The following is a 13,444-nucleotide window of genomic DNA, read 5'->3' as shown; positions in this document are numbered from 1 at the left end:
CAGCACGGATAGGGTGTTCCCCCACCCAATTTCCGCGGAGACCTAAATCCATAGAACATTTAACCTACCCTTCATTAAAAAGAAAGCGGAACGTAATCGAGTCAATCGCCGACTAACGTCCGATTTCCGGTGATCGGCGGTTCAAACCCTCTCGGCCGCGAAATATGGCTGCTGCGATGACTGTTACCCGTCGTCATCGGCTCCTCACGAGTCAACAGCGGTAGGTATTTTTCGGGGCCGGGCGACGGGCCGACCATGCAAGCAGTCGTACTCGCGGCGGGGCAGGGGACACGCATGCGGCCATTGACAGACCACACACCGAAGCCGATGCTTCCGGTCGCCGACCGGCCGCTGGTGGCCCACACCGCTGACACGGCCATCCAGGCAGGGGCCGACGAACTCATTTTCGTCGTCGGCTACGAGGCCGAAGCGGTCCGGTCGTACTTCGGCGACGAGTACGGCGGCGTCCCGGTCCGCTTCGCCGTGCAGGAGGAGCAACTGGGGACCGCCGACGCCGTCGCCGCCGCGAAGGAGTATCTTGATGGCCCTTTCGCGGTCCTCAACGGCGACAATCTCTACGATGCCGAGAGTCTCAGCGGCCTCTTCGATGCCGCGCCGTCGGTCGCCGCCTATCGCGTCGATGACCCCACGAGCTACGGCGTGCTGTCGACGGATGGTGACACGATAACGGGCATCGTCGAGAAGCCAGCGGACCCGCCGACGGACCTGGCAAACGCCGGCGCGTACGTCTTCCCGGCCGAGGCGCGGGATTGGCTGGACGTACCCCTCAGTGACCGCGGAGAGCGTGAGATAACGGACGTACTTGCGAAGGTCATCGAGGAGTCGACGGTCTCCGCTATCGAAGTCGACCGCTGGCTGGACGTGGGCCGGCCCTGGGAACTGCTGGAGGCCAACGAGTGGAAACTGGGCCAGTTGGACCGGCGACTCGACGGCGAGGTGCGGGGCGATGCCGACCTGCGTGGCGAAGTCGTCGTCGAGGAGGGTGCGGTCGTCGAACCCGGCGTCGTCATCGAGGGGCCGGCGCTGGTCCGTTCGGGCGCACACGTCGGGCCGAACGCCTACGTCCGCGGCGCGACCCTCTTGGGCGAAGACACCCACGTCGGCCACGGCGTCGAACTCAAGAACACAGTCCTGATGGCGGACTCGAACGTCCCCCACGTCTCATACGTCGGCGACAGCGTCATCGGGCGCGAGGTCAACTTCGGAGCGGGCACGCAGGTAGCGAACCTGCGCCACGACGGCGATCCCGTTCGCGTCACGGTGAAAGGCGACCGAGTATCGACGGGGCGACGGAAGTTCGGCGTCGTCGCGGGCGATGGCGCGAAGACGGCCATCAATACGAGTCTGAACGCCGGCGTTGTCCTTTCCTCCGGAGCCACGACGACGCCCGGTGAATCCGTGACGCGGGACCGGTAGCACCCACCTGCGAGTGTCTGTCGCCCCCTCTTGTGGTGCAGGCGGGTATCTGGCTCCGCCTTTCTGCTATCGCGTCGGTGCGCGTGTAGGACCGTGACGTACGCCGCAAATATGTGGGATTAAGTACCGTGAAAGTCACGCTCAAATAAGATGGTCGACCCGACATCCGATCACCACGAAGATATCGACGAGGACGAGGCACCGGAGTGTGCCACATGCGGTACCCCTATCGCCAACGAGGTGACACACCGCGTCATCACCTGGATCGAAGACAACAGCGTCGAAACCGCCCACTTCTGCGACGAAGAGTGCCGGATGGAGTGGCAGTAACGTTCCGTTCGACTGTTCTTCGACGGCGACCGTTCGCTGATTCTTCCAGACGCTCGCGAATACGCGACGGCCCCCTTGTGTGGCACTGTCTCTTGGTCGATATCGGCGTAGGCGGCGGTGTCTCATGCTCCCGGACGAACTAGTCAGTCAACACATCCTGGCGAGGCCCGTCTAACCGGCGTGTTCCGATGCCCTGCTATCTCAACGCCGCTGTGAGTTTGATAACCCCTGTGCCTGTTCGAGTATTCCTTCCTTCGTGAGAAACAACTCCGACAAACTACCCGAGTGTTAACATCCTACACGTATTTGGGGCCACCCGGCGAACACCGAGCCATGACATGACCGCGGGCGACCATCCCGGTGGCTGGCGCGAAGCCGAGGGGACCTACACTGACGAGGTTATCCGTGATGACACACTGGGCGAGATGTTCGACGAGAGTGCAACGCGAAACGCCGATACGGCGGCGCAACTGTACAAAGGCGGCGTCTACGACCGGTCACTGACTGCTGACGTGATTCCCGCGGCCCCCGACGGCGACTACGCAGAACTCAGCTACGAGCGGATGCATCACGTGGTCAAACATCTGGCCGCGGGGTTTCGTGACCTCGGCGTCACCTCGGATACACACGTCGGCATTTTAGCAGACACGCGGATGGAGTGGGCGCTGAGTGATTTCGCCCTGCTTTCCGCTGGTGGGGTGGTGACGACCGTCTACACGGACTCCTCGCCCAAGCAGGTCCGCTATCTGCTCTCGGATCCAGGGGCGAGTGCCGTTGTCGTCGAGAACGACGAGATGCTGGAGCGCGTCCTTGCTGTCGAGGACGACCTGTCGCTGTCGTTCATTGTTGTCATGGACGACACCGACGTGGACCGACCGGACGTGTACACGCTCAGCGGGGTGTACGAACGCGGCGAAGAGACGTTTGACGAGGCCACATACCGGAGCTGGCTCGACGAGCGCGACCCCGACGATCTCGCGAGCATCATCTACACCTCTGGGACGACGGGCCAACCGAAGGGGGTCAAGCTCACCCATCATAACTTTCGGGCGAACGTCAACCAGACCCGCAAGCGCATGGGCCCGCGCCCGGACAAAGATCCCGACCTGCCGACGATTTCCACGGACACACGCTCGATAGCTTTCCTCCCGCTGGCACACGTGTTCGAGCGCCTTGCGGGCCATTTCTTGATGTACGCCTCGGGTGCCGCCGTCAGCTACGCCGAGAGTCCGGATACGCTGGCCGACGACCTCCGGACGGTCGAACCCACGACCGGCGCGAGCGTCCCACGAGTGTACGAACGGATCTTCGATACGATGCGAACGCAGGCCAGCGAATCATCGGTAAAAAAACGGATCTTCGACTGGTCGCTGGGTGTGGCCCGTGAGTACGCCCGCACCGACGACCCGGGAGCGGTACTCAAAGCCAAACACACGCTCGCGGACCGTCTGGTCTACAGCACCGTCAAAGAACAGCTCGGGGGCAATATCGAGTTCATGGTCAGCGGCGGCGGCAGCCTTTCGAAAACGCTCTGTGAGACGTTCCTCGGGATGGGGCTCCCGATACTCGAAGGGTACGGGCTCACGGAGACAGCGCCGGTCCTGACGGTGAATCCAGCGGAAGAGATCCGCCCCGGAACCCTGGGACCGCCGGTCCCGGACGTAGCTGTTCACCTCGACACCACAGTCGTCGACGCCAGTGAGCTAGATGACGTGACCGGTGAAGTCGGCGAACTGCTCGTCGACGGCCCGAACGTCACCCAGGGCTACTGGAACGACCCCGACGCGACGGCGCGGACGTTCACCGAAATCGACGGGACTCAGTGGTTCCGAACCGGCGATATCGTCGAGCGGACCGACGGGGACTTTCTTGTCTATCACGACCGGCTCAAGGAACTCATCGTCCTCTCGACGGGAAAAAACGTCGCCCCCCAGCCCATCGAAGATCAGTTCGCGACCAGCGACCGGATCGACCAGATCATGGTTGTCGGCGACGACCAGAAGTTCGTCGGCGCGATACTCGTCCCGAACTTCGAGGCGTTCCGTCGGTGGGCCGACAGCCGGGACCTCGATATCCCCGACGACCCCGAAGCGCTGGTCGGTGATGAGCGCCTCCGGGAGTGGGTCCAGACGGCCGTCGACGAGATCAACGAGGACCTCGAACGCGTCGAGCGAATCAAGGCGTTCGCGCTCGTCTCCCGGGAGTGGACCGCCGAAAACGACTTGCTCACGCCGTCGATGAAAAAGAAGCGACGCAACATCCGCAGCGCACACCGCGAAAAGCTGGTCGAGATCTACGGCCCGGAGCAGGTCGAGGCCGCTTGACCAACGGTCGCCAGTGATTCGCCGCCTCACCCGTTGACGACCACGTCGACGGCTCGCTTGCGCGGCCCATCGCAGTCCACCAGCAGCACGGACTGCCAGGTCCCCATATCCAGATCGCCGTCGCGGACGGGAATCGTCTCGCTCGGCCCGACAACCATCGCCCGGACGTGGGCGTCCGCGTTGCCGTCCAGTTCGTCGTGGTCCCACCCGCTGTCCGGAATGAGGTCCCCGAGCGCGTCGCCGAGGTCGCCAAGCAGTCGCGGTTCGGCCTCGTTGACGGTGATTCCCGCGGTAGTGTGGCGGACGAACACAGTACACGTTCCCTCTGTGTCCTCGGGGATCGCGTCCCGGACTCGCTCGGTGATGTCGACTACCGAAAGCCGGTCGTCAGTCGAGACGGTGAACCGGTTCGTTGGCATACCTGCACCAAGGAGCGGACGGGACACAAACGCACCGGTCAGGACCCGGTTGCTGGGCCATCGCTCGGAACGACGCGGACGCCGTTGGGCCGGTAGGCGATGGTGTCGTCGCCGTCGTCGATGGTCGCTTCGTCTATGTACAGGGCCGCGTCTGTTGTGCCGAGGTTCGCCGTTATCTCTCCAGTTTTGCTTCTAATTATCGATCTATTCGCGTGTATATCTCCGTTCGATTCGAGTACCACGTTGTTAGTCTCGGCGCGAAGATCTGCATCTGTCACGTCAAGCGCCCCGCCGCCGTTTTGCGTCGCTGAAAGTCTGATATAATTAGTTTGTTTTTGAATGTCTGCCCTCTGAGCTGATATCGTCTGTCCTTGCAGTACGACGCTCCCGGCCTTAGCCTTGAAAAATGTGTCATCAGCCACGAGTCTGCTTGAAGTCGTGATATTAACATTTCCAGTCTTCGATCTGACCTCAGAGTCGGTTAGATCGATTGGCCCGTCTGCTGAGAGAGTAACGTGGCCGCTTTCTGGCCTAATATAGCTATCCACCATCGAAATATCACCATTTGGTGCGCTGAGACTTATTTTCTGGTTCGATCTGATCTTTGCCTCATTCATCGAAATATCTCCGTTAACCGCTGTCAGCAAGACAGTCGAGGTCTTGGATCTGATTTTTCCACCGTACGTGATGGTACTAGCTCTGATTGAAACTTGGCCATTCTTCGGCTTTATTTGGTTGACGCTCTCTGGAATCACAAGATTCGCTGAAGAATCATTGAAATTGACTAGCTCCTCTTCAGAGTACGTCATCTCCCCGTCGTCGTATCGCCCGTTGCCGTTCGAGTCGTTGTACGCGCCGCCGTTCGGCGGGGTTGCCGACCCGACATCGATCTGGATAGTTCCGGACACAGTCTCGCTGTCCGACAACAGCCCGTACGTGACGCCGGCCCCGGCCCCGGCAGTCACGACTAGCCAGACGGTGACGAGCACAGCGAGTCCACCCGTTCGTATCCGGTTGTCCATCTCACATGGAGCGCTAGCCGGCGCTCAATACCTGTCATCTGCTACAGACCCCGGACAAATAAGGGCAACTATCATTTCGCGACGAAAAACCGTCTGAAAGACGCCCCGGTCAGGCCAGCCACTCGTCGGGCTTGGTGTTGTAGTCGATATCGGTCGCGGTGAGGTGTTCAACCTCGCTCCAGTCCACGTCGGTGACGGTCACGCTCTCCCCGTCGTAGCGGATTCGCTTGCCGACCTCCTCGGGTTCGGGTTCGCGGTCGCGGCGCTTGGCGACCTCCACGTCGTGGTCGTCGAACTCCTTGACGATAGTCAGGAGGTTCACCGGGCGGCCCCACAGTTCGAAGGTCCGTTTGAGGACTTCCTTGGCCTGATTGATGTCGAGCATCACGCCGTTGTACTGGTGGGCCAACAGCAGTTCGTTGCGGTTCTTGTAGTTCCCGTCCTCGACGACGACGGTGGGTTTGCCGAAGTTGGTGAACTGCAACATCAGCTTCTTCTTGACATCCTCGTGGTCCGTCGAAGTCACGCGGTAGTCGCCCGAGGCGTGGGTGTATTCGTAGGTGAAGTAGTCGTTGTCGTCGACGAACTCCTGGGTGAGGAACTCATCGAGGAAGGTCACGTCGTTGTGGCTCTCCCGGATCTCACGCATGCGTTCCCAGCCGCGGGTGTAGTCCACGTCGGCCAGTGCGTCCGCGACGCTGTCGTAGCGCGAGTCGTCGAACATGTAGCGGGCGGTCCGCTCCAGTTCCTCCTGACCGATACGGGAGACGAAGCCGCGGTACTGGGGCTTGACCAGCGAGTAGTGCCGTTGGGCCAGCCCCTCGTAGGTCAGCACCTTCCACGGGTACTGTTCGATGTCGAACTCGCCGTTGCGGGCCGTCGCCAGCCCATCGCTGTCGACCCGCGGGTCCTCGGGGTCCAGTTCGTCGAGGTGGCTTGGCACGTCGGTGAGCCACTCGGGCGGTTGCAGGTGGTCCTGTACGGTCTCGTAGTCGACGCTCTCGTCGAAGTTCCGCCAGGTGATGCCCTCGACGCGGAGCAGGCGCTCGATGACCTCCCGGCGGTTCTCCGTGTTCTCGACGTACTCCCAGATCTCCAGCCCGAGGCTGTAGGGGTTCAGTCCGCCCGACCCGAGTACCTTCGACATGTGGTCGGAGTAGAGGATGAACTCGTCGTCGCCGGCGAAGCGCTCGCCGGTCATCATGATGGATTCCCAGTAGGAGGCCCACCCCTCGTTCATCACCTTCGTCATTTTCTGGGGCGCGAAGTAGTAGGCCTCCCGACGGAGGAGTTCCAGCAGTTCCGTCTGCCAGTCCTCCATCTCCGTGGCGCGCTCGGCGTCTTCGTCGTACTGCATGCCGTGTTTCCGGAGGAAGCCGAGTACGTCCTTCTCCGGTTCGGCGGGGAACGAGACGTTCTCGTCGTCGTCGCGCTGGGCGTCGAGCCACTCGTCGTCGAACACCTGGCGTTTGACCTCCTCGGAGAGGTCCAGGTCCTCCAGCTGGTCGGTCACGTCAGCTCCCTCGATGTCCTGGAACTCCTCGGGAACCGTCTCGACCGGGCTGTAGGGGACGTGCTGGTCGATGTTGTCCTCCAGACAGAGCACGTGGTCGATGAACCGCTCGACCTCGGCGCGCTCGATATCTGGGTCCTGCATGTACTCCTGGATGGTGTCGCTGTGGCGGGCGAGCATCCCGGCGGCGTCGGGACCGCGACGGCGTTCTTCGCCGGATACGTCGGTAGTCGTCCGGGAGGAGCCGTCGGTAAACATCCGGAACCACTCGTTGTTGGCGAAGAAGTCCGCGTGGGCCTCGACGTGGGTGATGACGGCCTTCTGGTCGGCCAGCGTGTTGGACTCCTGGAGGAACGCATGCGCCGGGTCGTCGTTGTTGACGATCTCGAAGGCCTTGCCGCCGAGGAACTGGCCCTGCTTTTGCTGGCGGTCGTACTGCATCCCCCAGCGCCAGTGCGGGTAGCGCTGCTGGAACCCGCCGTAGGCGATGAGTTCGTTCATCTCGTCGTAGTCGACGATCCAGTAGTTCACCGGGTACGGCTTCAGCCCGAGCTTTCTGGCGAGGTTGCCGGCCTCTTCGACCGGCTCGTCGAGTTCGTCGGCCACGCGCTGTTTCGCGAATCTATCGTTGTTCATTGGTCCTCCGTGCTGAGTATGTCGTAGATGGCGTCCACCACGTCCTCCGGCGAGGAGACGTACGCGACCGCGACGTTGTCGGCGTCGCGGAAGTTGCGCTCGACCTCCTCGGCGTGGGTGGCGTTGATAGCGTTCCCGCTCGGCTGGGTCTCCACGTAGGCGTGGAGGTTCGCCGGGATCTGTTCCATCAGCGGGATGACCTTTTCCTCGGTGTCGTTCGAGGAGTTCTCGCTGTCGCCCGCCGCGAACACGTAGCGGTTCCACTCGCTCCAGGGGTACTCCTCTTCGAGGATCTCCGCCGCGAGTTCGTACGCGCTGGAGATGCGGGTGCCACCGCCCGAGCGGATGCCGAAGAACTCGTCGCGCTCGACTTCCCAGGCGTCGGCGTCGTGGGCGATGTAGACGAACTCGGCGTTATCGTACTTGCCCGTGAGATACCAGTCAAGCGGCGTAAACGTCCGCTCGACCAGTTCCCGCTTCTTCTGGCGCATCGACCCCGACACGTCTCGAATGTTGACGACGACGACGTTTTTCTCCCGTTCCTCGACGATTTCGGGGTAGCGGTAGCGCTCGTCCTCACGGCGGAACGGGATCTGGTCGACGCCCTCTCGCCGGATGCGCTGGGACGTTTCGACCTTCTCGACGTTGTCCTCCATCTCCTCGATGGAGTCCCAGACGGCTTTCTCGTCGGCGGGCAGGTCCTCGTAGGCGTCGTCGATCCACGCCTTGGAGACGGGCATGTTCTGCTCGCGGGTCCACTCGTAGACGGTGGCCGGCCCCCAGCCCTCGACTTTGAGGGCTTCGCGGACGTAGTCCTCGTCGAAGTCCATCGCGAGCTTTCGCTTGAGGCCTTTCTTGAACAGTCGCTCGAAATCGAGCGTCGAGGAGGGACCGGTCCGGGTGATGTCCGTGAAGTCGCCCTCCTTCTCCTCGATGACTTTCTTGCCCTTGGGTTCGAGATCGAGTCCGAGTTGCTCGTCCAACTCTTCGGCGAACTCCTCGGGGTCCATCTCGTAGTACTCGTGTTCGCCGCCCTCTTCGCCGGGTTCGCCGTCTTCGTCGCCGTCGCCGGGCTGGGGCTGTGGCTGGCCGACCGGGTCACCTTCCTCGGCACCTTCGCCCTGGCCGACGCCGCCCTGGTCGCGCTGGTCATATTCGAACTCCGGCAGGTCGACGATCTTGATCGGGATGCGGACCGAATCGCCCCGTGACTGGCCCAGATCGCCGTACTGGATGAACTCGGCGAGGTCCTGTCGGCGCTCCTCGCCCACGTCGCGGTACCGTTCGAGGTCGTCTTTCAGTCCCATCTGTAACTCACCTGGCTCATGACGTGTCGGCTCGTCAGCTCGGCCGACGCCGGCGTGTAGTCGAACATCTCGACCATGTTGTCCAGCGTCTTCTCCTTGAGGCGGGCCGTCTCGGTCCCGGACGGCGGGTTGTCCCACTGCCCGGGTTCGAAGTCCTCGTAGGTCCGCTGGATGTCGTCCCAGTCGTAGCTGCCGAGGACGGTGTTGATGACCGGTATCTCCTTGGGGTTGACATCGCCGACGCGGAACTCCTCGTCACGGCGCTGCCACGCGTGGCGGTTCAGGGCCGTGATGATCTTCTCCGTTCGGAACTGTTCGACGGCGTGATCGGGCTCGTTGCCGTCGTAGTTCTTCTCGTCGAACCGGCCCAGGTGCTCGATCTCGAACACCTTCATCTTCAGCGGGTCCGGGTCGACGCGCTCGCCCCGCTCGTTTTCGATCTGGTCGTCCGATTCCCAGGCGTAGACGTGCTCGATGTACTCCTCGACGGTCGCCTCGTCGACGCGCTTGTCCCGCATCATCGCGTCGAGTACGTCCTGTTCCTGCTGGCCGAAGATGTAGTTCTTGACAGTCACGACCCGCTCCTCGTATTCTGTGGCCTCGCCGGTCGAGAACACGGGGGCGTCCGCAAGTCCTTCGGCGACGGCGTTGAGCACGTCCCGGGGCATCAGGACGTGTTCGACCGGGAGGTCCGGATGGTGACGGTCCTGTGGCTCGTGCAGCAGGTCGGCGATGATATCGCGGACGTAGGTGACCGGGATGCCGTGGTCGCCGTCCTCGGCGGTGGTCTCTAAGTCGTAGTCGTCGATGTCGACGCGCTCGTCGCCTTCCATCAGGTACCCCCGGTCGAACAGCAGCGCCTTGTCGACGAGGTCCAGTCCGGTCGGGATCTCGGCGCTGTCGAGCCGCGAGACGACGGCATACAGCGCGGCGGACTCGATTGTGTGTGGGGCCAGCTCCTTGTCGGTCGCTGTCTCGACCTCGTCCCGGACCGAGATGGTCAGTGGCTCCTGAATCCACGTCTCCAGCTGGTCCCAGGACTCGGGATCCCAGACCCGTGTCTCGTTGGTCAGCTCCCGCCGCAGGAGCTGGGCCTCCAGCGAGAGGTTCGTCAAATACGTGAACTCGTGTTTGTCCAGCCGGCGCTTGAGCGCCTTCAGCGGGTCCTGGCCCTCGCGGTCGGCGTGTTTGTTGAGTTGTGCTTCGAGGTCCGGGTTCGAGATGATGATGAGCTGGGTGTCCACGTCCATCCCGATGCCCTTGTCGAGTTTGACGTGGGACTCGTCGGGGACGTTCAGCAGCTTCTGGAGCAGGTCGGCGTGCTGGGCGGCGTCCTCGACGACGGTCAGTAGGCCGTTGCCCTGCGAGAGGACGCCGTCGTAGCTGAACGCCTGCGGGTTCTTCCGACCCCGCGAGTCCAGTTCGCGGAGCATCCCGTGCATCCACGAGCCGACGAGCCGTTCCTTGGGCGTCCCCTCGTCCTCGGAGTGGAGGATGCCGATGCCGTGGCCCACGTCCACGACGAAGTTCTTCACCCGGAGGTGGGCGGGCTGGGTGACCGCCGAGAACAGGTCCGTCTCGCCCTGCCGACGGTACTGTTCTTCGAGGAAGTCGTAGGCCTCCCGCGAGAACGGGTCCAGTTGGCCGTCGACGCGGATCGGGATGTGGTCGTCCAGCCGTTCGTTGATTTCGATGAGCAGGTCCGTCCGCACGTCGTCGGGGAACACCGTCAGCGGGTGGGCCTGGACGGGGCTCTCGTACCAGTCGTCCTCGTCCTCGATGGCCGCGTTCCCGTAGGTCATGCTGGTGGCGTTGCCGCCGGCTCCGGCGACGTTCCACTCGACGGTGTAGCGCCGTCCTTCGGGCGTTTTCGAGTACTCCCGCAGGCCGTTGATGAGACAGCGCTTCAGTTCGGACTTGCCCGTGGCTGTCGGCCCCTCCAGCCAGATGATCTTCTCGTCTTTCCCGCGGCCCGCCGCAATCGAGCGCAGGTCGTCGACGAAGGCGTTCAGCACCTCGGTGTTGCCCAGAATGGCGTGCTCGCCGTCGTTGTGCGGGTCGTCGAAGAAGCGGTAGCGCTCCTTCTCCTCGCCCTCCTCGATGACGGTTCGGGTCCCGGCCGCCTCGATGGCGTCGAGCAGGTACTTCGAGGCATGCGCCGCGACCTGGGGCGTTTCGAGGACGGTGTCGACGTACTCCGCGAGGCTCATCGGGGCCTCGTAGGCGGCGTCGAGTGACTCGTCCGCGCGGTCGATGTACTCCTCGCCGGACATTACTCTTCCATCTCGCTTTTGGCGACCTCCGCACCAGCGAACTCGAGCACTTCCTTGGCTCCCTCCTCGGAGTAGCCCTGTTCGATGAGGGCGTCGATCCACTGGTTGCGCTCCTCGTCGTCCATCTCCGAACTGGAGACCAGCGCGGAGAAGTTGATGTTGTGTTTCTTGTCTTCCCAGAGCTTGCGTTCCAGCGCGCGGCGCAGGCGGTCGTTGTCCTGTGGGTTGAACGTGTCACCCTCGCGGGCGCGCCGGGACACCCAGTTCGAGACCTCCTGCCGGAAGTCGTCCTTGCGGTCCTCGGGGAGGTTCAGTTTCTCCTCGACGGAGCGCAGGAACTGCTCGTCGGGCTCCTGTTCGCGGCCGGTGAGTTCGTCCTCGACGGTCGCGTCGTCGATGTAGGCCATGACGTGGTCCATGTACTTCTCGCCCTGGCGCTGGATCTCGTCCATGTCGTAGGCCAGCGCGTGGCGCACGTCCTCGATGGCCCGCTCCTTGTACTCCTCGCGGACGAGTTCGAGGAAGCGGTAGTACTTGCTGAACGACTCCTCGTCGATGGAGCCGTGGTTTTCGAGGTTGCCTTCGAGGTGGTTGAACGTCGTCAGCGGGGAGAGGAAGTCGCGGCTGCGGTGCATCGAGTCCATGATCGCCTCGGCGATCTCGTCGCCGATGAACCGCGGGGAGACGCCGTCCATCCCCTCGCCGATGTCGGCCATCTTCTCGGCCTCCTCGCGGAGCTTCTTCACGTCGACATCCTCGGCCTCGTCGATCTCGCCGTTGTAGGCCTTGGCCTTCTGGATGAGGTCGACGGACTCGTTGTCCGGCTCCTCGATACGGGTGAGGACGCCGAACAGGCCCGCCATCTCCAGGGTGTGTGGCTCGACCTGGATGTCCGGCAGGTCGGCGTTGCGCAGCATCTTCTGGTAGATCTGAGCTTCGGCCGCGTACTGGAGGACGTACGGGAAGTCGATGCGCTTGGTCCGGTCGTTGAACGCCTCCATCTTCTCGTCGCCCTTCTTGTCCCGGTATTCGGGCATGTTCGTCCGGCCGACGATGACCTGGTCGATGTCGATGCGGGGGTTGTTCTTTGGCTTGATCGTCTGCTCCTGGCTGGCGTGCAGGAAGTCATAGAGGAACTCCCGCTGGAGCTTCAGCAGCTCCTCGCCCGAGAAGATACCCCGGTTGGCGTTACAGAACGCCCCGGAGTAATCGAACGCCCGCGGGTCGCTCTCGCCGTAGATAGCGATTTTCGAGTAGTTGACATCGCCCGTCAACTCGGTCTCGTCCTGATTTTTCTTGTCCTTGGGTTCGAAGGTCTCGATCCCGCGGCGCTGGTTCTCGTCGGCGACAAAGCGGATGATCTCGACGTGGTTCTCCAGGACCGACTGGAGGTCGTCGTCGTATTCGGCCAGCAGGCGGTCCATGTAGAACTCCGAGGCCGGGTCAAGCGACTGCTCGTTCCGGATGGTGTAGGGCGCATCGAGGGCCTCGTTGATGTCCTCGATGACCTTGTCCCGCTGCTTCTGGGGAAGCAGCACGAGCGGGTCCTGGTTCATCGGCGACCGGACCACGTCGTCGGCGGGGTCCTGGTCGTGGATGACATCACAGAGGTTCGTCCACCGGAACGTGTACATCCGGCCGTCGTCCCGGCTCGTGTAGTCCTCGAAGTAGCGCCGGACCTGCCGGTCGAAGTCGGATTTCCCCGACCCGACCGGGCCTAACAGGAGTTTGATACGCTTCTCGGGGCCGAGCCCGCGAGCGCCGGATTTGACTTTGTTGACGAACTCGTGGATAGCCTCGTGGATGACCCGTCCGTAGAAGGTGTTCTCGCCGTCGTTGAGCGGATCCTGGCTCGCCAGTTCGTACTCGACGACGCCGGCCTCCTCGTCGTAGGTCGTGCCGTAGTAGTCGAACATGTCCGCGACGCGCTGGTGGGCGTTGCGGGCAATCGTCGGTTCGTCGTACAACTGTTGCAGATACCAGTCGAACGAGTTCGTTTTCCGGAGGTCCGCTGGGATCGTGTCACGGTACTCCTTGCTCAGCGCTTCGAGTGTCTCTTTGTTCTTGCTCATGCTATCTCAGTAGTTCGTCGTGGCACCACGGGATCACCTGCTGTTGCGGGACGGACCCGCCGCTGTGTGTATCCATTCAACCGCCGGGGCTGTCCGCTGTAAGCGTGTTCG

9 protein-coding genes are annotated in these 13,444 nt (G+C 62.7%); 3 read left to right on the top strand and 6 right to left on the bottom strand.

From position 1 onward, the window contains the following. Positions 1-255 precede the first annotated feature (255 nt). The 3 genes from glmU (at position 256) to NDI54_RS16215 (ending at position 4,091) form a co-directional block, all read left to right on the top strand. The gene (gene glmU, locus NDI54_RS16225; protein WP_310897486.1) at positions 256-1,437 is read left to right on the top strand and encodes a bifunctional sugar-1-phosphate nucleotidylyltransferase/acetyltransferase; all 1,182 of its coding nucleotides are present in this window, start codon (positions 256-258) and stop codon (positions 1,435-1,437) included. Positions 1,438-1,587: 150 nt separating this feature from the next. Beyond that, a complete protein-coding gene (locus tag NDI54_RS16220; protein ID WP_310897485.1) occupies positions 1,588-1,767 on the top strand; it encodes a DUF7576 family protein in 180 nt (59 codons plus the stop codon). A 338-nt stretch (positions 1,768-2,105) separates the two neighbouring features. Continuing rightward, complete coding sequence (locus tag NDI54_RS16215) at positions 2,106-4,091, top strand: AMP-dependent synthetase/ligase (protein WP_310897484.1); 1,986 nt, start codon at positions 2,106-2,108, stop codon at positions 4,089-4,091. A gap of 26 nt (positions 4,092-4,117) precedes the next feature. Here the strand turns inward: NDI54_RS16215 and NDI54_RS16210 are convergent, their stop codons facing one another. The 6 genes from NDI54_RS16210 to NDI54_RS16185 all read right to left on the bottom strand — a co-directional run bounded on the left by NDI54_RS16210 (position 4,118) and on the right by NDI54_RS16185 (position 13,333). Then, entirely contained in the window at positions 4,118-4,510 is a 393-nt protein-coding gene (locus NDI54_RS16210; protein WP_310897483.1) for a secondary thiamine-phosphate synthase enzyme YjbQ, read from the bottom strand. Positions 4,511-4,548: 38 nt separating this feature from the next. Continuing rightward, positions 4,549-5,499 (bottom strand): hypothetical protein, encoded by a 951-nt coding sequence (locus NDI54_RS16205; RefSeq protein ID WP_310897482.1) that lies wholly within the window; start codon positions 5,497-5,499, stop codon positions 4,549-4,551. 142 nt (positions 5,500-5,641) lie between these two features. Continuing rightward, positions 5,642-7,681, bottom strand: coding sequence for a SpoVR family protein (locus NDI54_RS16200; protein WP_310897481.1), 2,040 nt, complete (start codon positions 7,679-7,681; stop codon positions 5,642-5,644). Further along, complete coding sequence (locus NDI54_RS16195) at positions 7,678-8,988, bottom strand: YeaH/YhbH family protein (RefSeq protein ID WP_310897480.1); 1,311 nt, start codon at positions 8,986-8,988, stop codon at positions 7,678-7,680. Before NDI54_RS16195 ends, NDI54_RS16200 begins: the two co-directional genes overlap by 4 nt. Continuing rightward, positions 8,979-11,261: a PrkA family serine protein kinase gene (locus NDI54_RS16190; protein WP_310897479.1), complete on the bottom strand. Its 2,283-nt coding sequence runs from the start codon at positions 11,259-11,261 to the stop codon at positions 8,979-8,981. Before NDI54_RS16190 ends, NDI54_RS16195 begins: the two co-directional genes overlap by 10 nt. Then, complete coding sequence (locus NDI54_RS16185; RefSeq protein ID WP_310897478.1) at positions 11,261-13,333, bottom strand: PrkA family serine protein kinase; 2,073 nt, start codon at positions 13,331-13,333, stop codon at positions 11,261-11,263. The genes NDI54_RS16190 and NDI54_RS16185 overlap by 1 nt, the downstream gene beginning before the upstream one ends. Positions 13,334-13,444: the final 111 nt, after the last annotated feature.

It is taken from the genome of Haloarcula terrestris, from assembly GCF_031624315.1.
GTDB lineage: Archaea > Halobacteriota > Halobacteria > Halobacteriales > Haloarculaceae > Haloarcula > Haloarcula terrestris.
The sequence above is the reverse complement of the archived record's forward strand: the minus strand, read 5'-3'. Positions and strand labels throughout refer to the sequence as shown.